Raw genomic sequence first — 19,200 nt, forward strand, 5'->3', positions numbered from 1 at the left:
TCAAATAATACCGAAGGCATCGCGGAACACGCGTTGCTCGTGGAGGAGTTCGGTGAACTTCTCGAATAACGGGCGCAATCGCTCCTCAGGCCAATTCGGAATATGTTCGTAGAGCATCAGTCCCTGGCGAAACAGCGAGTGGGTACGCCGCTTAACGGTATTTGCCTTCAGCCAGCGATCGTAGCCCAACGCCTCTCCCGCGGCACCGAGCAGCGACAGCAAGGCGATGGCCAGTGCACTGATCAGCAACAACCGGTCGCGGCGCTCCGGGCGACCGATCCGCAGCGAGGACATCCCCATGCCGAAGCGCAGATCCTTGATGTCGCGGAAGCTCGTCTCAATCCCCCAGCGCTTGGCGTAGTAACCGATGAGCGTCTTCGCCTTCGCCTCGCGGTCACTGGCAGCCAGGCACCACGGCTCCTTCATGTCCTTGGCCTGCACACACACGACCGTGGCCACGGGCAGGGCTTGGGAGTCGGTCAGCGTCGCATCGCGCAACGTGCGCGCCCGGCCATGGGTACCCACCCACTTCGCTGCCTTGCGCCGCTCGCCCTTGGCGTTGGTGATGTAATACTGGCTGCGCAACCGCACCACATAGCCGAAACCCAACTCCTCGCTCAGCAGCTTCAACAGCTTGCAGTCCGCAAAGCCCCGATCGGCCACGATCGTCACCGCCACCCCCGCCGGCAGCACCTCATAGAGCCGACACAGCAACGCATCCTCGTAATCCGTCTGCCGGCCCTTGAGGGTGGCAGCCTCCACCGTCTGCCACAGCAACGGTGTGGCACGACCATGACGGGTCAGCATCGACAGCACCAGCGTCTCGTGCCCGTCATTGGCAAAGCTCGTCCAGTCCAGCGCCACCACCACCTTGGTACGTGCGCCGATAACATAGGGCACCCAGCACGCAAAGAACCTAGCGAGTTTGATGCCGCGGTTGCTCAGCAGCCGGTCCACCTGCTTCACACCATGCTTGCTCAGCGTCCCCTGGGCATGCGCCAGACCCTGACCGATGGCGTGCACTGCCAGCGAAGCGCTGGCCAGCACTCCCCAAGCCGCGTTCGCCAGCGACAACACGCGCTTGGCGTGCAAGTCGCCGTCGAAAAGCGTATCAATGAACTCGATGATGTCATCCTGCCGAAGCGCCTGTGCTGCTTTCATCGCCGGTCCTCATGGTGATTGTGAGGACTCCAAGAATGATCTTCAGATCAACAAGTTGCAAGCCATTGTTGAGATTAAAAATGAGGGGATCCCTGAGAAAGCAACCCGCGATTTCGGCTACCGCAGCACCCATATAAACAGCTACCGACGCGATCATGAGGCCAGCGCCTCGAGGATTGGGCACTCGGGAACCGCATCGCCCGAGCACTGCTTCGCGGTCCGCGCAAGGACACGCTCGATGCGCTCGAGATCCGCAATCCGGGTACGGACATCGGCAAGGTGTCTCTCGGTGCGCGTCTTCACTTCGGCGCAGGTCTGGGTACCGCCGTCGACCAGCTCCAACAGACCGCGGATGTCCTCGAGCGAGAACCCGAGTTCGCGGGCGCGCAGGATGAAACGCAGGCGCGCTACGTGGTGCTCGCTGTAGAGACGGTAGCCCGCTGCCGAACGTGGCGGATCCGGCAGCATGCCGACTTTTTCGTAATAGCGGATCGTCTCGATGTTGCAGCCAGAGCGGCTCCCCAGTTCAGCGCGCTTGAGCGGTCCCGGCTTTCCCGTCGCCCCCATGGTTCACGGCCTCTTGACTCTGTAGTCACTACAGAGTCTACGCTCTATGTTCATCGGAATCGAGGCAAGGCCATGATGAGTACTAAAGATGTCGAGGCAACGGTGACGGACAGGGAAGGCGACGGCCGCTTGGAGGAACGCAGGCGATGAACAGTCTGCTCGACTGGTTCACTCGTGTCGCCGACAAGTCCGGTGCCGTAGGCGCTGTCGTCTCGACCATGGGCTGCGCCATGTGTTTTCCCGCCGCGGCCAGCATCGGTGCAGCCATCGGCCTGGGATTCCTGTCGCAATGGGAAGGCCTTTTCATCAACACGCTTTTGCCGCTGTTCGCCTGGCTCGCCCTGGGCGCCAACGCCTTAGGATGGATCAGTCACCGTCAATGGCATCGTAGCCTCGTCGGGGTGGTCGGCCCAGTGATCGTGCTGCTCAGCCTCTACCCCTGGTTCCAATACGCCTGGAGCACCTGGACGCTGTACGGCGGGCTGGCTGTGATGCTCGGCGTCGCCACCTGGGACCTGCTCGCGCCCGCCCACCGACGGTGTGGCCCCGAGGGTTGCGACGTCCCTTAGGTCGGCCAGGAAAGGACCTGACGGCGCTCGAAGCCGGGATGCCAGAAGCTCCATTTGGCCAGCACAAGCAGAGGAACTCATGATGAACGATTGCTGCGCGGTACCACCCGGCGGTCCGGGAGCGCGCGATTACGACCTCGCCGTGCTCGGTGCCGGCTCGGCCGGCTTCTCGGCCGCCATCACCGCCTCCAATGACGGCGCGCGAGTGGCGTTGATTGGCCACGGCACGATCGGCGGCACCTGTGTCAACGTCGGCTGTGTGCCGTCGAAGATCCTGATTCGTGCCGCTGACGCCGTGCATGCCGGGAGATGGGCGGGGCGCTTCCCGGGCATCACCGGGGCCGCGAGCGTGACGGACTGGTCGGCGCTCATGGCGGCCAAAGACGCGCTCGTCACCACCCTGCGTCAGCAGAAGTACGCCGATCTGCTGCCAGGGTACGAGACCATTGACTACCTTGAGGGACAGGCCTGGTTTGCGGGCGGCGCGTTACTCGTCGACGGTGTGCCACTGCGTGCCGCCAAGACGATCATCGCTACCGGCGCCGCACCCGCGTTGCCGGACATCCCTGGTATCAATGGAATTCCGTTCCTGACCAGCACCAGCGCGCTCGAACTGCCGGAGCGCCCCGACTCACTGCTGGTGATCGGGGGCGGCTACATCGGCTGCGAGCTGGCTCAACTCTTCGCGCGCTTGGGTTCGCAGGTGGCTCTGGTGACACGCAGCCGTCTGCTGCCGGAGGCCGAGCCGGAGGTGTCAGGCGCGCTAACCGGATACTTCCGCGACGAGGGCATTACGGTCTGGGCCGGGCTCCGGTATCGAGAGATCCAGCAGACGGCGGCAGGCGTGGCCCTGAGCATGGACGTGGATGGCCGAGCCGAACGACTCGTTGCCCGGCACGTCCTGGTGGCGACGGGCCGCAAGCCGAACACGGACGGCCTAGGGCTCATTGAAGCCGGTATCGCGCTCGATCAGCGGGGCGCGATCATCGTTGATGACCAGATGCGGACCTCCCTGGCGGGGGTCTACGCCGCCGGTGATGTCACCAACCGCGACGCCTTCGTATGCATGGCCGCGCACGGCGCCAAGATCGCCGCGCGCAATGCGCTCACCGGTGACGATTCGTCCTATGACAATCGCGCCATGCCCTGGGTGGTGTTTACCGATCCGCAGGTTTCCGGTGTGGGCCTGACCGAGGCTGCGGCCCGTGCCGCCGGATACGACGTACTAACGTCGAGCATCACCCTCGACCAGGTGCCGCGCGCACTGGCGGCGCGCGATACGCGCGGGCTGATCAAGCTGGTGGCCGATGCGCGCACGAACGTGATCCTTGGCGGACAGATCGTGGCGCCCGAGGGTGCCGATGCCGTGCAGACGTTGGTACTCGCCATCAAGCACGGCATGACGGTGGGCGCGCTCGCGGAGACGCTTTTCCCCTATCTCACGACCGTCGAAGGGGTGAAGCTCGCCGCGTTGGGGTTCAACACCGACGTTGCCAGACTTTCCTGCTGCGCGGGGTAGGATCGCCAACAAGAACCCTGCACGGGGGTGATACAACTCCTCGGAATTCAGCATCCAAGGTACGACGTTTTCTTTCTGCCGATCAATGGGGCAAAAGTGCCGTCGTTGCTGGGTTTGCGCGTTCCCACCCCTATCCGGGAACGGTTTTGGCCGGGAACGCTGGAAACTCGCGCCGGCCTTAGGTTTTGCGTTCCCGCCCGGCGCTGCGTTTCCGGTTGGGAGCCGGGAAGCCGGGAACCGATGCCTCCTACGGGAATGCTCATCCCTGGTCCTACCGGCCCGCGCTCGCGCGCTTCAGGTGTCCGGTGACGAAGGAGGCTTGGCCACTGGCCATGGGTCCATCGGGCACGTCCAGCCACTTCACGAGTTTTGAGCCGTCGACCATGGCCATGATCAGTTCCTCGCGGTCGAGCAGGGTGCCCACCCAGTCAGCCAGGCGGTGCTTGCCGATGCCGTGGAAGGCTTCCGGCAGTTCGTGCCGACGCTCATAGACGCCGTTGCCGCCGGTCTTGGTGTAGGGCTTGCCCTCGGCGGCGGCCCGCGCGATTGCGGTCTTGAGGTCGGGCAGCAGATCGACGGCGGTCTGCCGGGCGCGGACCAGGGCCTCGCTGCGATCGACCAGCAAGCCACGGCTGCCGCGCAGGAAGGTGCTCATCCGCAGATTGGCGCGGCCGTTGGCCTTGACCATGCCGCCCATCACCACGCGGCCGCGCTCGAAGGGTTCGCCCAGCACCTTGCAAAGGGGGTCACCTCTCGGGCAAGTGCCAGCAGCAGGAAGGACTTGCCGACGCGCTGCATGAGCCTGCTGTGGTTCCAGCGCAATCCGCTGCCACTGGACTGGATCGAGCAGCGGCGGGTGACCGACGGGTTCGATGCGTAGTGGTTTGACCGCGAATCGGTGGGCATGGCTGACCACGAAAAGGCCGCGCCAAGTCCTTGTAAATGCGGGCTTCGACGCCGCGACTACCCGCAGGGCAAACAGAGGAAAGAGACTGGACTGGCCGGGAAACGGGGCATTTCGTCCCATCCAAGCGCGGTGCCACCCGCAGGGCAAACGGCCAGAACGCCGCGCCACGCGGGGATTTCAGGCAAGAAAAAGGGCCCGGAGATTATCCGAACCCTTCAATTATGGTGGCCGAAAGGGAAGATGAAGTCTCGTTCGGAAGGATGCGGATTCCTGCGGTAACGTGAGGGTTCCTGCGAATCCGTGCGGCCTCATGCCTCGGTCTTCATCGGTTCCCGGAACAGATGGCCGGGCACCCACCAGAGATAGAGCACCATGCCGAATAATTCCACCAACGACTGGAAGACGATCACGACCACGGTGGTCTCCCAGCCGGCCGGCAGCGCCAGCGCGAATGGCAGCACGACGAATGAGTTGCGGGTGCCTAGGCTGAAGGCAAGGGTCCGACCGGCGTCCATCGGCAATCGCAGCCAGCGAGCGAGCCCACGCGCCATCAGTGCAGCAATCAGCAGAAAGCCGACGAACACCGGAAGCACGGCCAGCAGGACCAGCCCGGCATCGAGCACCGTGCCGACTTGTGCGCTGGCGACCAGGAACACCACCGCCGCCAGCAGCGGTACCGGCCACCAGCCGAAGCGATCGCGCCAGACGGCCCGTTCAGGCCGGGCCTCGACCCAGCGCTCGGAGAGCGCGGCAGCCACCAGCGGCAGCCCGATCAACAAGAGCGCGGCGGGCAGCATTTCCTCGGTCTTCAGCGTCGTGCTGAGATCGGCTGCCGGCAGCATCAGCCAGAGGTAGACCGGCAACAGCGCCAGTTGCAGCAGCAGGTTGAGCGGCGTGACCGCGATCGCCCGCGCGGTGTTGCCCCGGCCGAGTTGAGTGAACGTGATGAACCAGTCGGTGCAGGGGACCAGCAATACCAACAGGACGCCGAAGTGCAGCGCCGGATCGTCCGGTAGCCATTGCAGGAGCAGCCACACCAGCAGCGGGATGAGCACGAAGTTGCCGAGCAGAATGGCCAGCACGAAGCGCCGATCGCCGAAGGCATCGCGCACGTGCAGCAAAGGCACCTGCACGAATGTGGCGTAAAGCAGCAATGCCAGCACTGGCCACAACAAGGCCTCAAAGCGCGGGCCGATCCCGGGTACCGCGCTGCCCAGCAACAGTCCGCAGACAATGGCAGCGAGGTAGATCCAGACCTGACGGCGTTCGAGGGTCAGGCGGTCCATCGGCTAGCGTCACGGATGATGGTCGGCGACGCCCCGGCGGACGCGCGGTGTGTGGCGTTCAACTGACACCCTCCGCAGGAAAATAAGGTGGCCAACCGCCAGGGCAACCGGCGCGCCACTATTTGCTCAACATGGCCTTGAGATCCTTGAGCATCAGAAACAGGTGATACGGATCGGTCGGGCTGGGCTCGAATTCCCACGATTCGTACCAGTGCCGCGCCACATCGTCCTTGGCATGCACCAGCAGGCAGCGAATACCGGCGATGTCGGCAGCCTGCGCCGTGCGCAGCAGTGCGTCCTTGAGCAAGGCCTGGCCCAGCCCCTTGCGCTGATGCTCCTTGTCCACCGCGAGCCGGGCCAGGATCATGACCGGCACCGGGTGACGCGCCAGCCCCTTCATCACTCTTGAGGGCACGACTTCGGGATCGACACTGCCGACGGCCAGGCTGTAGAAGCCGACCACCACCTCACCTTGGCAGCAGACGTAGGTCTGCGCGCTGTTGGCCTTCTGGTTGACGAGCGCGTAGCGCTGCAGAAACTGGTTTAGGGCTGCCTGGCCGCAGTCGAAAGCATCGACCTGATCCGTTGCGGCCAGCTTGCGAACGGGTGCGTAACCACTGCTCAATCAAGCACTCCGGGTTCACGCAGCAACTTCTTCATGCGAGGCTTGGCTGTGACCGGCCGATCCAGCGCTTCCTGAAACGCCTGCCACTGCGTCTCGTCCAGCACGAACTGGCGACGATCCGCTAGCGTTTGCGCTGCCGCCGTCACGCCTGCGTCGAGCAGGAACTCGCTGACGTTCTTGTGGCAGGCGCGTGCGGCTTCTTGCAGCAGCTGCTTGACCGGCGTGCTTGCACGAACGTCAATGCGTTCAGTCTTGGAAAGATTCAGGGTGCTCATGGTGCCCCTCCGGATTTTGGATGCTCTCATTGTATTGTCCGGACGATGTCCTGACAAGTGATTTCTCGTCTGCCCTCAGCCATGCACCTGCATCCATCCGTGTTGCAATGTGTCGGTACTGGTCGATAACTGCCGACAAAACGCAACGACGGTGTTTCCCTCGCCACCCCATGCTGCAATCCAACCACTTGATTGGTCTGCGCGTAACATGTGGATTTACAAGGCGCACGATTCAGCCGTTTGCGGACTTCGGGCCATTCGTGGCGAGCGACGTTGGAGCGAGGAATCGCCAGGAGAGAGCGGAATGTGGGCCGGAATGGCCAATTCGGGCGGCTACCGAAGTCCGCAGGCTTCCGCAGGAACCCCCAACAACCGCGGGAACTGGCGCAAACAGACAAGAAAAAACCCCAACCGAGAACGGTTGGGGTTTCAATATTGATGGAGGCGGCGACAATCACATTACCTTGTAAAGCAATGGCTTAAAATGCGAAAGTTTCGAAATGCCCCCGAAAATACCCCCACGCTACCCGTGTTAGGAATTGTGAACTTGAGATAGCCAATCTGGCTTGCCGTCGTTCCCAAGAGTGGTCCTTTGCGCGGCCCCATGCGTTCATGCCGCCCGGTTGCCCAACTCGCTGAGTTTCTCCAGCGTATCGGGAAACTTCCTCACCATCAGTATCAATGCCGCGGCCTGGGCATTGGGCCGCGCTCGACCTTGCTCCCAGTTCTCCAGGGTACGTGTCGATACGCGCAGGCGGCGGGCAAACACGGCACGGGAGACGTGCATACGTTCGCGCGTGTCGCGGATGAGATCCGCGTCCACGTCGAGCGGGGGTAGGTCCTCGACCTCATGCGAACGCAGGGTGATCTTTCCCTCGCGCTGCTGCTGCATGGCATCGACGCCTTCCATCAGTTCATCGAACAACTTGCGCTTTTGTTTCATGACTTTCGTCTCCCAGCCTCCAACTCGGCCTGGATGGTTTTCTTCAATACTTTCTTCTCTTCGGTCGTCAGGTCGGCGGGTTCATCCTTGTCATAAAGAGTGAAGAACCAGATCTGGCGATCGGCCGTCAGATAGTAGTAGATGACCCTCAATCCACCTCGCTTGCCTTTGCCGCGACGGGCGTCTTCCCAACGAACCTTGCGAAACCCGCCGGTGCCGGGCATCACGTCACCCAGTTCCGGATTCTCCATCAACGCGCGCTGCAATTCGCGGTAGCTCTCGTCGGTTAGATAGTCTCCGAGGAGGCGCGTGAACAAAGGGGTTTCCAGGAAAACCAGTTTCTTTGGCGAAGTATACGCAAGTTGCGTATACGTTCAAGCCGAGGGTTCCGCGATGCGGTAGCCCATCGCGCGGTAGCCGCGCTGGCGTTTCTCCCACATTCGGAGCAATGCGGGATGGCTGGCGTCGACGAAATCGATGATCCGAACGTCGGTCTTGTTGGCGTGTTCCCGATGCAAGCGGCCGGCGTACTGCTGCAATGTGCCTTTCCAGGATATCGGCATGGCCAGGACCAAAGTGTCGAGTGGGGGATGGTCAAAGCCTTCCCCGACGAGTCTCCCGGTTGCGAGTAGGACCCGCGGTGAGTCGGGCGCCAGTGCATCGAGTTCGGCGATCAGATTCGCACGCTGCTTTTTCGACATGCGTCCGTGCAGCACGAAGGGTTCCAGATTGTGTTCATCCATCGAGCGCTTGATGTTGTCGAGATGATCGGTGCGTTCGGTCAGCACCAGTACCTTGCGACCGTCTTCGACGGCACATCTCGCCTCATCGGCAATCGCGGCTGTGCGTTCTTGGTCCTCGGCCAACGTCCGGAATATGTCTTGAATCCCGGCGTCGTCTGGTATTGACGTCGGTTGGGAAAGGGTTCGCGGAACAACTTCGAGATCATGCGGCGCGCTGGCCGGCGATGCCGCCGTATGTCGGATCGGCCCACACTGCATGAAGATAATCGGCTGTTGACCGTCCCTTCGGATCGGTGTTGCGGTGAGTCCAAGGATGTAGCGTGCTTTTACACGCTTGAGGATGGCGTCGAACGAGACTGCGCCGACATGATGACACTCGTCCACAATCACCTGACCGTAGTCCTCGACCAGCGGATCAATCTCGCTCTTGCGTGAAAGCGACTGCATCACGGCGATGTCGATCTTGCCCGTGGGTCTGCGCCTACCACCGCCGATGATGCCGACGACCCCTTTTCCAATGCCGAGGAACGCGTTCAAACGTTGCTGCCATTGCCTAAGCAATTCCGTTCGATGCACCAGGATCAGCGTGTTGACGCGACGACGGGCAATGATGGCGGCCCCTGTGACCGTCTTGCCGAACGCGGTCGGTGCGCAGAGTACGCCGATATCGTGAGGCAGCATCGCGGCAACGGCGCCTTCCTGATCTGGCCGCAAGGTTCCGGCGAACTCCACGTCGACAGGCATGCCGTCTATTCGTTCGTCATGTATGTCGCAGCGTATGCCGTTGGTTCGCAGCAGTTCCATTGCGGCGTCCAGGCAGCCGCGCAGAAGACCGATGTGTTGGGGGAAGTTTTCAGCACAGCCGATGACTCGTGGCTTGTCCCAAACCGACATGCGCATGGCCTGCGCCCGGTAGAACTCCGGGTTCTGAAAGGCCGCAAGGCGAATGAGGCGGTTGGTCAGTGGTTGAGTCAGTTGTGCCTTCTCGAAATAAACGAGGTTCGCCAAGGTGATACTTAGTGCCTGAGGTAATGGTCCGAGTAGCGATCCATTGTTCGGGGCCGGACGTCTCCAAGGCGTTGCGAGGTCCTCGTCGTCGATGAACGTGACGTCGAGCGGGTGCATGGGTCCGGTGGCCCGCAAGATCGCCGCCTCGATATCCAGCGGTGGAATCGACTCGATAGATGCCAGGAAGGCCCATTGATCGGGATGCGCTATGAGGGCGTCATCGACGAAAACGCTGTGCCCGGCGTCGCGGGGCTTCTTCTGCAGGGGCAGGGCAATCAGATTGCCGACCCCCCCCTTGGGCATGGTGTCCTGGTTTGGAAAAAGCCGGTCGTAAGAGGTCAGGCTCAGTTGCCGGGTACGGCTGCAGGCGTGGCTGATGATGGCCGTACCCAAACGCCTGGCATCGCGCGCCGGCACCGCAGTCGTGAAGAAGATCCATGCATGCGCCCCGTTGCCCGAGCGCGATATCTCCAGTGCGACGGGCACATCCAACTCACGGCAGGATTCAACGAAGGCTTTGGCGTCCTCGCGCCATTCCGCCTTGTCGAAGTCGACCGCGAGAAAATAGCAGGTGTCGTCCGGAAGGAGAGGGTAGACCCCGATCGTCTTCTCGCCGGCAAGGTGGCTGTAGACGACCGCATCCGTTACGGGTATCAGCGAACGATTGCTGCAAGCTGCGCATTTGATCCGTGGCTTCTCGCAGATACCGGGGCGCCACTCGTTGGCGCACGCCGGGGCATAGCCTGACCTGCCGGTAGTCGCGCTGTTCCAGCGCACCGGATACACATCGGTTCGACCCCGGAACAGGCGCCGAAACAGCGCAACCTTTTCCGCTGTCGAGCGGGTTGATGGCTCGGGTGGTGGTGCGGATGGGGTGTTTGGCGCCGGATTGTGCCGCCAATCTATCTGGTGAGATTCGAGCAGGGCGATCAGGCGCGCATTTTCGGCTCGTAACCTTGTCAGCTCATCGGATTCGTTAGACATCGAGCCAGTTCACTTTTTCAGCCCGCTGCTGGAGCCCAGGGGCCACCAGCCGGCCAGAGTTTCGGGAAGTAGATGTCAGCGTCCGCTGCAGCGATTGCAGGAAGGAGGAAATCCCGAAGCGCTGCCACAAGCACCTCGAGTTCAAGCGCTTCGAGTCGGTTCTTCCCAAGAAACGCCTGCCACTGCGTCTGCTTCTGCGGGTCTTGTGCGAATTCGTCGGTCAGGCCAAAGGGGACGCCTGGAGGCAACTCTGTCTTGCGGCGATCGAAGGTCGCCCGGATCGCGCGTCGCAGGGTGTCGCCGTCGAACTCTGTGTGGTGGGCCAGTATCCAGAGATCGAAAAAATCCTTCATGCGGCTGTTGGCGATACCGAGCGTGGCGATTGCCTCCAGCTTTTCCGCCACCACGGTATAGCGCGGATAGACACGCAACTTCGGCGCATCGAAATCCGGGAGCATCACGGGGTACTGGACCTCCACCGGCCCCGGCGTGACGGCATCGCCGAAACCGATGTCGATCTGGATCGGGCAACGCGCGCCGTCGATCAAGCCGAGCAAGATAATGCGTACGCCGGCGTAGTTGGCGTCCTTGCGAATCTCTGCCGCCTGGATTGTGTCCGGTCTGAACGTCACCCCGTCCTCGGTGTCCATCATGCAGACGTCCCTGAAGATAGTTTCGAGGTGAGGCAACTCGCCCGAGCCAAGACCCAGGAAATCCGCGTCACGGGTGGGGCGATGTGGAATGTCGAACCACAGGTCGAACAGCAGCGCCCCTTTCAGCAGGAACTGATCGGCGTGGGGGGTGATGCTGAGCCGGTACAGCAGGCGTTCGAGGGCATAGCGGGTCAAGATGAGATTGAAGTCCTGCCGGGTCTCGCGAGCGCGGTTGAGCAGGCGGGCCCGCACGGAAGCCGCCAAGTTTCGTCCGTTCATGGCGCACATCCGTGTGCGCCACCCTTCGGGCAGTTTCGCTGTGCAAAACATTCATCCTGATGTTTTGTCATGACAGGCTTTCCATGTACGGGCGCATCACGTTGGCCACCCGGCAGAGCGCGGCGTAGTGCCAGAGCTCGTCCATGCTGACGCGTTTGGCACGCCATGCCTCCTGTAGCGCCTCGAGTGCGACATCGAGGCCGATTTTGTTACGGAACTTGAAGCAGTCAGCCACCGTGCGAGCGACACTGGTCACGCGCACCGGCACGCCATCGATGACATGGTCCTCGACGCCAACGGTCAGTGCCTCGCCTGAGAGGCGCACCATGCGTAGTGGGGGATAGTCGATCTTTGGCGGACGTGCCTTGTTGGGGATGGCCAGCCAGACCTCGAACGGCGACTGCGTCGTGAGGTCGTGGAAGCGCAGCGCCGACAGCAGGCAGACGATGGCATACGGGTGTTTGCGCGCCACCTCGGCCAAGGCGTTGTGTTCCGAGACCAGTCGATCCGGAAGTGCGTACAGGCCACGTCCGACGCGCTGGAGCCGTCCTTGTCGCACCAGCCGCGTGAGGGCAACAGTGGGCAGTCCGCGCTCAGTCAGATCGAGTGGTCGGATGAGGCCGCGCTCTGCGGCGAGATCCAGGATGGCTTTATGAGAAATGCCCATGTGGCCATGGTGTTGTGAAATGCCGGTAATAGTCAATAACTACCGACAAAAAACAACAGCATTCGTCGCTGCACTCTGGTCGGCAGGCGATCGCCGGCCGGCTTCCGGCGTCGGATGGGGGTATTTTGGATGCGGGCGCGAAAGTGTCCCTAAAAATACCCCCAGATTGAGTTGTTAGGGGAAGGTGGGATTCGAGAAGCGCAGGTAACAGGATTTCGCTCGCCCAGGACCCGAAAGCAACGAAAACGCTTTGAATCAGGCCGAATCTTCGGCCGATCGGGAATTGAACTCAGAATTATCGTTATTAGTTGTAGATGGCTATAAAAACCCGCGCATATCTGGCGAAGGATTGATTGCCAGGCCAACCAGTCGCTGAGCCGGCTGGCGGGCGGCCGCGAGCAACCGGTGACAAGAGTGCCGGAATCGGGTAGATGAAGCGGGGCCGTTGAGACAGGTGCGATACCGGGTCTAATTGACTTGGCGGTCGATCCCGGTATCGCACCCCGGGCCGTGCAGAGCACGAGCCCAAACACTATTTCTCGTTTTCCCCTGACAATCAAGTCCTCATCGGCCTGGATCGCCGATGGAGAACTCTGCACGCCTGTACAACTGCGCCCGTTGTCATCGTCAGGTGATGATCTGCAGTGGCTGTGACCGCGGCAACATCTATTGCCCTGAGGGGTGTGCGCAGGTGGCACGAAGCGCGTCTCTGCGGGCCGCCGGCTGGCGCTACCAGCAGAGCCGCCAGGGCCGGCACAAGCATGCCGAGCGGCAACGCCGCTACCGGGCGAGAAGGCAGAAAGTGACGCATCAGGGTTCCCCGGCCCCGCCCCCTCATGATCCACTACCCCCCGTTCCGGCGAGGCCGGCTGGCCGCCGCGGTGCGGATGGCGCGCCGATGATGGCGCCCATTCGCTGCCACTTCTGCGGCCGTGAGTGCGGACCTTTCCTGCGTACCGGCCCGCTTCATCGCGCCACCGCCGCTGCTGCGCTTGGAACAGTCACCCGACAGGGGCCACCAGGCGCCCGGGCTCAGCCCCCTTGAGCCGGCCGGCCACGAGATGAGGAGAAACGCATTGGCCATCAGCAAAGAACAAGAGGCGCAGATCCTGCGCTATCACTACGTCGAGAAGTGGCGGGTGGGCACCATTGCCAGCCAGTTGGGCGTACACCACAACGTCGTCAATCGGGTGCTCTCCCAGGCCGGCATGCCGAAGGTCGAGCGGGCTGCGCAGCCGTCGATGATCGATCCTTATCTGCCGTTCATCACCGACACCCTGGCGCAGTTCCCCACGCTCACCGCCAGCCGCCTCTACGGCATGGTGCGTGAACGGGGCTACCCCGGCGGCCCCGACCACTTCCGCCATCAGCTCGCCTGTTACCGGCCACGCCCCCGGCCCGAGGCCTTTCTGCGCCTGAAGACCCTGCCCGGCGACCAGGGACAGATCGACTGGGGCCATTTCGGCAAGCTCACCATCGGCCGCGCAACCCATGCCCTGATGGCCTTTGTCATGGTGCTCAGCTACTCCCGGCGCATTTTTTTGCGCTTCTTCCTCGGTGCCAAGATGGCCAACTTCCTGCGGGGCCACGAGGCGGCCTTCACTGCCTGGAACGGCCTGCCCAAGGTCCTGCTCTACGACAACCTCAAAAGCGCCGTGCTGGAGCGCCAGGGTGAGGCCATCCGCTTCCATCCCACCTTGCTCGAGTTCGCCGCCCACTACCGCTTTGAGCCCCGTCCGGTGGCGGTGGCCCGGGGCAACGAGAAGGGGCGGGTGGAGCGCGCCATCCGCACGATACGCGATAATTTCTGGCCGGCCCGCCAATGGACCGACATCGATGACCTCAACGCCCAGGCCGAGGCCTGGTGCAACGGCTGGGCCATGGACCGGCCCTGCCCGGAGGACCGTGCCCTCTCGGTGCGCCAGGCCTTCGAGCAGGAGCCCCTGCTGGCGCTGCCCGATAACCCCTATCCCACCGACGAGCGGGTCGAGGTCCACATCGGCAAGACCCCTTACGCGCGCTTCGAGGGCAACGACTACAGCGTGCCCCACACCCATGTGCGGCGCACCCTCACCGTCTCGGCCTCACCCACCGAGGTGCGGATCCTCGACGGCGGAGACGTCATCGCCCGCCACCCGCGCAGCTACGACAAGGGCCGGCAGATCGAACAGCCGGAACACATCGAGGCACTGGTCCAGCTCAAACGCCAGGCCCGACATCATCGCGGCCAGGACCACCTGGCCCAGGCCGCACCGGCCAGCCGGCAGTTACTGATACAGGCCGCTGAGCGTGGCGACAACCTCGGCGCCATCACCGCCGCCCTGCTGCGCCTCCTCGATGCCTACGGCGCCCCCGAGCTGGAAGCGGCCATCCAGGAGAGCCTGGCCCACGGGGTGGCTCACCCCAACGGCGTGCGCATCGCCCTGCAGCGTAGGCGCGAGGCGAGAAACCAGCCGCCCCGGGTGGGAGTGCGCATCGACCACGCGCGCGCCAGGGGGCTGGTGGTACGCACCCATGATCTGGGCGGCTACGACGCCTTGCAGTCCACCCCGCCCGAAACCGAAGACGACGCCCAGGAGGAGCCCCAATGATCCCTAACCCATCCCTGAAAGAACGGGCCACGGCCCTCAAGCTCCATGGCCTGCTGAGCCATTGGGAGGAGCACGCCGACGATGGCTGGGTCGAGTCCCTGATCCAGTGGGAAGAGGAGGAACGCGCCCACCGCAGCCTCGAGCGGCGCATGAAAGGGGCAAGGCTGGGCCGCTTCAAACCCCTGGCCGACTTCGATTGGGGCTGGCCCGGCCGCTGCGACCGGGAACTCGTCAGTGAGCTGATGCGCCTCGACTTCCTCACCGAGGCGGTCAATATCATCCTGGTGGGACCCAACGGGGTCGGCAAATCCACCCTGGCCCGCAACATCGCCCATCAAGCGGTGCTGGCCGGCCACAGCGTCCTCTTTACCAGCGCCGGCCAGATGCTCAATGACTTGGCCGCCCAGGACGGCGACAGCGCCCTCAAGCGGCGCCTCGCCCGCTACGCCCGCCCTCAACTGCTAGCGGTCGACGAGGTGGGGTATCTCGCCTACTCCAATCGCCATGCCGATCTGCTGTTCGAGATCGTCTCCCGCCGCTACGAGGAGAAATCCACCCTGGTCACCACCAACCGACCCTTCGCCGAATGGGGTGAAGTCTTTCCCAACGCCTCCTGCGTGGTCTCCCTCGTGGACCGGCTGGTACACCGCTCCGAGATCCTCACCATCGAAGGTGAATCCTACCGGCTCAAGGAGGCCAAGGAGCGACAGCAGCAACAGGCGCAGCGGCGCCAATCCGCAGCCAAATCCAACAAAGGAGCCTAACCATGACCCATCCCCCGATACCGGACGACTGGACGCCAGAGCAGGCATTAACGATCTATGACTTTATCGACGAACTCCGCGATGCCATCTGGAGCCGATACGATCGGCAGCTGGTCGAACTCATGCAACAAGACCGCATAACGACCTTTGAAGTCGACGACGATGACTTGACCTTCTGAGCCGACTCTTAAGCCCACCCCGGCGGCGTGACCTGGCTTGAGTCGAGGCGACCTATCCGCGCTGAGGCCGCGTCACGCCGCCCGAACCCGCGACTGCGACCTTCGCCATTTATGCGCGGATTTACTCAGCCGCTAACATTAGTCAATGGCTTACGAGTTAGAAATTGGTGGAGGCGGCGACAATCACATTGCTTTAAAAATCAATTGCTTAAAATGCGAAACGCCGATTGTGCCCCCACAGATACCCCCAAATCGATTCGGCTGATTAACTGCCTGAAATCAGACCGGTTTTATCGCCCCATCGGTGCTCGCAAGGCCTCGCAAAACGGCAGCCGCTATCGTGTGCAAGCAATGCCGTCATGTGCTAGCATTGGTTCAGCTTTGGCCAAGTCAAGTTCTGGAGTCAACTATGCCCAGTTTGAGCGTCAGAAAACTCGACGACGATACGCTGTCGCGCTTGAGGATCCGCGCCGCGCAACATGGTGTGTCGATGGAGGAAGAGGCGCGACGCATTCTAAGGGATGCGGTTAGCCCACCGGATCACCTTGGTGATCTCGCGCTTCGGATATTTGGTCCGAAGCACGGTATCGATCTACAACTACCTGAAAGGACACCACATGAGCCTCTGGACCTGTCCGAATGATCCTTTTGGACACGAACGTCGTTTCAGAGGTGATGAAGACACGGCCGGCGGAAGCCGTCGTAAAGTGGTTTAACGGTCAACACTCGGAGAAGCTCTACGTTTCCTCAATCACCATCGGCGAGATTAGCTACGGGCTGCGAATCTTGCCTGATGGTAAACGCAGATCAGGGCTTCGCGAACGGTTTGAACGATTCGTCGCCCTGGCCTTCGACCAGCGTGTACTTGCCTACGATGAATCCGCCGCCCGCATCTACGGTGACCTGATGGGCGACCGCAAGGAACTCGGGCTTCCGATGAGCGTACCCGATGGGCAGATCGCCGCAATTGCTCGTCTCAACCACTTGGCGGTGGCGACTCGGAATGTCGCCGACTTTGAGAACTGTGGTATCGATGTAGTGAATCCTTTTGCGTCCGCCCTTTGATGTGCAGACCTGTTCCGTGGCGGAGTTTGCAGCATTTGTCGGAGTACGCGAGGAAGCTGGAATTCCCACACGATAAGTTTGTAACTCCTTATTTTTACGAAATAAAAAGGCCGTGATATATCACGGCCTATCTGGGGTTATCTGGTGGAGGCGGCGACAATCACATTGCCTTATCAGTCAATGACTTAAAATGCAAAACGCCGATTATGCCCCCAAAAATACCCCCCGTATGATCTGCTATGAACCGATAGGAGATGAGATGGTAATCGGCGCCTCGTGGGCGAGTACTCCACAAACCGATTGATCAAGTCTTCACTCCAGCTGTCGAAAGAGGATCTTTGGTACAGATATGGCACTAAGTGCTACACTTCGTGCCAATACGATGCGTATTTTCAAGACCAAGTGGGTCCATCGCTGGGCCGCCAAGGAAGGGCTAAACGACGCCAGCCTTCGTGCGGCAGTCGATGAGATGCGGCGTGGCTTGGTCGATGCCAATCTGGGCGGGTACGTGTTCAAGAAACGCGTGGCGCTGCCTGGAAGAGGCAAGAGCGGAAGTGTACGGACTCTGCTTGCGTTCAAGCAGGGCCATCACGTGTTCTTCGTCTATGGCTTCGCCAAGAGTGTGCGCGCCAACATTTCCGATACCGAACTGAAGGCGCTTCGGCAATTGGCGGACGAACTGCTCAATTACGGAGACATGCGGATAGACAAAGCGCTTGGGGCGAAAGAACTGATCGAGGTAATGACAGATGACGAATAAGACCATCCTGGATGCTATGCACGAGACGGCGAAAGGCTTGCACAAGGCGGGCGCTATGGATGCGACCACAATGCGTGAGTTCGACGCCTTGTGTCTGCCACCTGTCAAACACTACAGTGCCGGGCAGATCAAGAAGCTGCGGCTGCGCTATAAAGCGAGCCAGGCTGTGTTCGCCGCATTCTTGAACACCAGCCCGTCTACCGTTCAGAAATGGGAGCAGGGTAAAAAACAACCGAACGGTCCATCGCTGAAGCTGCTCAATATCGTCGATCAGAAAGGTCTCGACGCGCTTGGCTGACGCAAGCTCGGCAAGCTGACTGGTGCCAACATGGTCTTAGTTAAAGTCCGTAGCTGACAGCCAAATGTCGTCGTGGTGGCTGCTTGGGGGTATTTTCAGCCCTGCTCATTTCATACCCCCCATTTGTACCCCCATTTCGGTGTTGCAGGAACAACGTTCCCTGGCGAACGGGGCAGTGTGGCACCGAGAGGCTACGATGAACTCGGAAAACCAGGAGAGGGCGATGAGCGGCGAATAAAGTTAGGATTTCAGTCGCTTGGAACGGTGGAGTGTGATTCCCGCATGCACAATCACACTCGGCGGTTTTATTATTCAAGTGATGCTTTACAAAGGCAGTATAAGCCTATGAAAAATAACGTGAATATTGGTGGAGGCGGCGGGAATCGAACCCGCGTCCGCAAGCCTTCCGCCGTCGGCTCTACATGCTTATTCCGTCAATTGATTTAACTGGCCGCTACCCGACGGACAGGGAAGACGGACGGCGATTCCGGTAGGTTTTAACGGCTTGGCCCCGGACGAGCCTTACCGCGATCCCATGAGAGTCGACCCCTGAGTGCCCTTGCGGGCCCGGACGCATAGGCACGGCTCCGGTCAGAGGCTAGCCGGGTTAAGCGGCTAGAGCGTAGTTGTCGTCGTTCGCAACTAAGTTGTTTGCAGCACAAGATTTACGAGGCCTGCTACGTCCTCGGCATGCACCTCGGGTTTTAGCACCCACGTCGAATCCAGGTCGCCCCCGATTCGTACAGATACATGGACAGTGTACCCGCGGGAAAGGTTCCCCGCCAGCGGTGCGACGGCTGTTCAGCCGGTGGCCTCCACGGGGCGGTAGATCTCGATGCGGTCGCCTTCCCGCACCTGCTCCTTGAGGGGTTTGACGGCGCCGTGGATGCCCACCCGGGCGGTGGCCAGTTCCACCTCGGGGAATTCCTCCAGCACCTGGGACACCAGGATGCAGTCCTCGAGGGTGGCGCCGCGGCACACCTGGATGGGCTTGACCACCTGGCGCTCGCGGGTGGCGTAGGCCACTTCCACGGTCAGCAGCCCGGGGTCGTGGAGTTCCGCCAGCATGTTCTGAAACTGCTCCTCCGACAGGTTGGCGTAGGCGTCCTCGGTGACGTCGATGGCCTCCCGCAGGCGTTCGTTGAGGGCGTGCAGCTCCCCCTGGATGGTGGCCCTGCGCTTCTCCAACTCGTCCAGCTGGCGGCGGTACTGGCGGGCCTGGGTGATCATCTCGGCGAGGGGGGTGTCCTGCATGATGGCGGTGCCTCCGGGTTGGCTTTGGATGCGGATTGTCATGCAAACCGGGGTCCACCTGGCGGTGCGCCGGGGCCTTGCGTACAGGCGGCAGGCACGGCGC

General features: G+C 61.8%; 22 protein-coding genes and 1 other RNA gene. 9 read left to right on the forward strand and 14 right to left on the reverse strand.

Translation table 11 applies throughout. The features are described 5' to 3' along the window. From U5S82_18960 to U5S82_18970, 3 genes are read right to left on the reverse strand one after another with little or no spacing between them, the layout of a single operon-like run. On the reverse strand, positions 1-1,161 hold the full coding sequence (locus U5S82_18960) for an IS4 family transposase (protein MDZ7753662.1): 1,161 nt from the start codon (positions 1,159-1,161) through the stop codon (positions 1-3). Then, positions 1,130-1,318, reverse strand: coding sequence for a hypothetical protein (locus U5S82_18965; GenBank protein ID MDZ7753663.1), 189 nt, complete (start codon positions 1,316-1,318; stop codon positions 1,130-1,132). Before U5S82_18965 ends, U5S82_18960 begins: the two co-directional genes overlap by 32 nt. Continuing rightward, positions 1,315-1,728, reverse strand: a complete 414-nt coding sequence (locus U5S82_18970; protein ID MDZ7753664.1) for a helix-turn-helix domain-containing protein — start codon at positions 1,726-1,728, stop codon at positions 1,315-1,317. Before U5S82_18970 ends, U5S82_18965 begins: the two co-directional genes overlap by 4 nt. A gap of 146 nt (positions 1,729-1,874) precedes the next feature. On the opposite strand from U5S82_18970, the gene merC reads away from it, so the two are divergent. Both merC and merA read left to right on the forward strand, forming a co-directional pair. Continuing rightward, positions 1,875-2,297: an organomercurial transporter MerC gene (merC, locus tag U5S82_18975; protein ID MDZ7753665.1), complete on the forward strand. Its 423-nt coding sequence runs from the start codon at positions 1,875-1,877 to the stop codon at positions 2,295-2,297. Positions 2,298-2,376: 79 nt separating this feature from the next. Next, positions 2,377-3,816 (forward strand): mercury(II) reductase, encoded by a 1,440-nt coding sequence (gene merA, locus U5S82_18980; protein MDZ7753666.1) that lies wholly within the window; start codon positions 2,377-2,379, stop codon positions 3,814-3,816. 271 nt (positions 3,817-4,087) lie between these two features. Here the strand turns inward: merA and U5S82_18985 are convergent, their stop codons facing one another. From U5S82_18985 to U5S82_19025, 9 genes are all read right to left on the reverse strand, one after another. After that, the gene (locus U5S82_18985; GenBank protein MDZ7753667.1) at positions 4,088-4,549 is read right to left on the reverse strand and encodes a hypothetical protein; all 462 of its coding nucleotides are present in this window, start codon (positions 4,547-4,549) and stop codon (positions 4,088-4,090) included. A gap of 482 nt (positions 4,550-5,031) precedes the next feature. Beyond that, on the reverse strand, positions 5,032-6,009 hold the full coding sequence (locus tag U5S82_18990; GenBank protein ID MDZ7753668.1) for an arsenic resistance protein: 978 nt from the start codon (positions 6,007-6,009) through the stop codon (positions 5,032-5,034). Between the two features lie 118 nt (positions 6,010-6,127). Then, positions 6,128-6,634 carry a GNAT family N-acetyltransferase gene (locus tag U5S82_18995; GenBank protein MDZ7753669.1) on the reverse strand — a complete coding sequence of 169 codons (507 nt, stop codon included), beginning with the start codon at positions 6,632-6,634 and terminating at the stop codon, positions 6,128-6,130. Further along, entirely contained in the window at positions 6,631-6,909 is a 279-nt protein-coding gene (locus tag U5S82_19000; protein ID MDZ7753670.1) for a DUF1778 domain-containing protein, read from the reverse strand. The genes U5S82_18995 and U5S82_19000 overlap by 4 nt, the downstream gene beginning before the upstream one ends. 610 nt (positions 6,910-7,519) lie before the next feature. Continuing rightward, positions 7,520-7,852 (reverse strand): helix-turn-helix domain-containing protein, encoded by a 333-nt coding sequence (locus tag U5S82_19005; protein ID MDZ7753671.1) that lies wholly within the window; start codon positions 7,850-7,852, stop codon positions 7,520-7,522. After that, positions 7,849-8,169: a type II toxin-antitoxin system RelE/ParE family toxin gene (locus U5S82_19010; GenBank protein ID MDZ7753672.1), complete on the reverse strand. Its 321-nt coding sequence runs from the start codon at positions 8,167-8,169 to the stop codon at positions 7,849-7,851. The genes U5S82_19005 and U5S82_19010 overlap by 4 nt, the downstream gene beginning before the upstream one ends. A 57-nt stretch (positions 8,170-8,226) precedes the next feature. Continuing rightward, positions 8,227-10,587, reverse strand: a complete 2,361-nt coding sequence (locus U5S82_19015) for a DEAD/DEAH box helicase family protein (protein MDZ7753673.1) — start codon at positions 10,585-10,587, stop codon at positions 8,227-8,229. A 17-nt stretch (positions 10,588-10,604) separates the two neighbouring features. Then, positions 10,605-11,519, reverse strand: coding sequence for a nucleotidyl transferase AbiEii/AbiGii toxin family protein (locus tag U5S82_19020; protein MDZ7753674.1), 915 nt, complete (start codon positions 11,517-11,519; stop codon positions 10,605-10,607). Positions 11,520-11,586: 67 nt separating this feature from the next. Continuing rightward, positions 11,587-12,186, reverse strand: a complete 600-nt coding sequence (locus U5S82_19025; protein ID MDZ7753675.1) for a type IV toxin-antitoxin system AbiEi family antitoxin domain-containing protein — start codon at positions 12,184-12,186, stop codon at positions 11,587-11,589. A gap of 1,076 nt (positions 12,187-13,262) precedes the next feature. Between U5S82_19025 and istA the strand changes: the two genes are divergently transcribed. From istA to U5S82_19060, 7 genes are all read left to right on the forward strand, one after another. Continuing rightward, on the forward strand, positions 13,263-14,777 hold the full coding sequence (gene istA, locus U5S82_19030; GenBank protein MDZ7753676.1) for an IS21 family transposase: 1,515 nt from the start codon (positions 13,263-13,265) through the stop codon (positions 14,775-14,777). Continuing rightward, entirely contained in the window at positions 14,774-15,541 is a 768-nt protein-coding gene (gene istB / locus U5S82_19035) for an IS21-like element helper ATPase IstB (protein MDZ7753677.1), read from the forward strand. Before istA ends, istB begins: the two co-directional genes overlap by 4 nt. Positions 15,542-15,543: 2 nt before the next feature. Further along, positions 15,544-15,720: a hypothetical protein gene (locus U5S82_19040; GenBank protein ID MDZ7753678.1), complete on the forward strand. Its 177-nt coding sequence runs from the start codon at positions 15,544-15,546 to the stop codon at positions 15,718-15,720. Between the two features lie 409 nt (positions 15,721-16,129). Then, the gene (locus tag U5S82_19045; GenBank protein MDZ7753679.1) at positions 16,130-16,363 is read left to right on the forward strand and encodes a hypothetical protein; all 234 of its coding nucleotides are present in this window, start codon (positions 16,130-16,132) and stop codon (positions 16,361-16,363) included. Beyond that, positions 16,360-16,785: a type II toxin-antitoxin system VapC family toxin gene (locus U5S82_19050; protein MDZ7753680.1), complete on the forward strand. Its 426-nt coding sequence runs from the start codon at positions 16,360-16,362 to the stop codon at positions 16,783-16,785. The genes U5S82_19045 and U5S82_19050 overlap by 4 nt, the downstream gene beginning before the upstream one ends. A gap of 382 nt (positions 16,786-17,167) precedes the next feature. Then, a complete protein-coding gene (locus U5S82_19055; GenBank protein MDZ7753681.1) occupies positions 17,168-17,545 on the forward strand; it encodes a type II toxin-antitoxin system RelE/ParE family toxin in 378 nt (125 codons plus the stop codon). Further along, a complete protein-coding gene (locus U5S82_19060) occupies positions 17,535-17,843 on the forward strand; it encodes a DNA-binding transcriptional regulator (protein MDZ7753682.1) in 309 nt (102 codons plus the stop codon). Before U5S82_19055 ends, U5S82_19060 begins: the two co-directional genes overlap by 11 nt. Before the next feature lie 365 nt (positions 17,844-18,208). Here U5S82_19060 and ssrA read toward each other — a convergent pair. Both ssrA and U5S82_19070 read right to left on the reverse strand, forming a co-directional pair. After that, positions 18,209-18,578: a transfer-messenger RNA gene (gene ssrA, locus U5S82_19065) on the reverse strand. Between the two features lie 66 nt (positions 18,579-18,644). Next, positions 18,645-19,097, reverse strand: coding sequence for an RnfH family protein (locus U5S82_19070; protein ID MDZ7753683.1), 453 nt, complete (start codon positions 19,095-19,097; stop codon positions 18,645-18,647). Between the last annotated feature and the right edge of the window lie 103 nt (positions 19,098-19,200).

Source organism: Gammaproteobacteria bacterium, assembly GCA_034522055.1.
GTDB lineage: Bacteria > Pseudomonadota > Gammaproteobacteria > JAABTG01 > JAABTG01 > JAABTG01.

Bases quoted from the DNA above. Each gene is read 5' to 3' on its own strand.
- istB (MDZ7753677.1), top strand. From the start codon at position 14,774: ATGATCCCTAACCCATCCCTGAAAGAACGGGCCACGGCCCTCAAGCTC.
- U5S82_19045 (MDZ7753679.1), top strand. From the start codon at position 16,130: ATGCCCAGTTTGAGCGTCAGAAAACTCGACGACGATACGCTGTCGCGC.
- U5S82_19000 (MDZ7753670.1), bottom strand. From the start codon at position 6,909: ATGAGCACCCTGAATCTTTCCAAGACTGAACGCATTGACGTTCGTGCA.
- U5S82_19040 (MDZ7753678.1), top strand. From the start codon at position 15,544: ATGACCCATCCCCCGATACCGGACGACTGGACGCCAGAGCAGGCATTA.
- U5S82_19060 (MDZ7753682.1), top strand. From the start codon at position 17,535: ATGACGAATAAGACCATCCTGGATGCTATGCACGAGACGGCGAAAGGC.
- merC (MDZ7753665.1), top strand. From the start codon at position 1,875: ATGAACAGTCTGCTCGACTGGTTCACTCGTGTCGCCGACAAGTCCGGT.
- U5S82_19005 (MDZ7753671.1), bottom strand. From the start codon at position 7,852: ATGAAACAAAAGCGCAAGTTGTTCGATGAACTGATGGAAGGCGTCGAT.
- U5S82_19025 (MDZ7753675.1), bottom strand. From the start codon at position 12,186: ATGGGCATTTCTCATAAAGCCATCCTGGATCTCGCCGCAGAGCGCGGC.
- U5S82_19020 (MDZ7753674.1), bottom strand. From the start codon at position 11,519: ATGAACGGACGAAACTTGGCGGCTTCCGTGCGGGCCCGCCTGCTCAAC.
- U5S82_18965 (MDZ7753663.1), bottom strand. From the start codon at position 1,318: ATGATCGCGTCGGTAGCTGTTTATATGGGTGCTGCGGTAGCCGAAATC.
- U5S82_19050 (MDZ7753680.1), top strand. From the start codon at position 16,360: ATGATCCTTTTGGACACGAACGTCGTTTCAGAGGTGATGAAGACACGG.
- U5S82_18970 (MDZ7753664.1), bottom strand. From the start codon at position 1,728: ATGGGGGCGACGGGAAAGCCGGGACCGCTCAAGCGCGCTGAACTGGGG.
- U5S82_19070 (MDZ7753683.1), bottom strand. From the start codon at position 19,097: ATGCAGGACACCCCCCTCGCCGAGATGATCACCCAGGCCCGCCAGTAC.
- U5S82_19015 (MDZ7753673.1), bottom strand. From the start codon at position 10,587: ATGTCTAACGAATCCGATGAGCTGACAAGGTTACGAGCCGAAAATGCG.
- U5S82_19055 (MDZ7753681.1), top strand. From the start codon at position 17,168: ATGCGTATTTTCAAGACCAAGTGGGTCCATCGCTGGGCCGCCAAGGAA.
- U5S82_18960 (MDZ7753662.1), bottom strand. From the start codon at position 1,161: ATGAAAGCAGCACAGGCGCTTCGGCAGGATGACATCATCGAGTTCATT.
- merA (MDZ7753666.1), top strand. From the start codon at position 2,377: ATGATGAACGATTGCTGCGCGGTACCACCCGGCGGTCCGGGAGCGCGC.
- U5S82_18990 (MDZ7753668.1), bottom strand. From the start codon at position 6,009: ATGGACCGCCTGACCCTCGAACGCCGTCAGGTCTGGATCTACCTCGCT.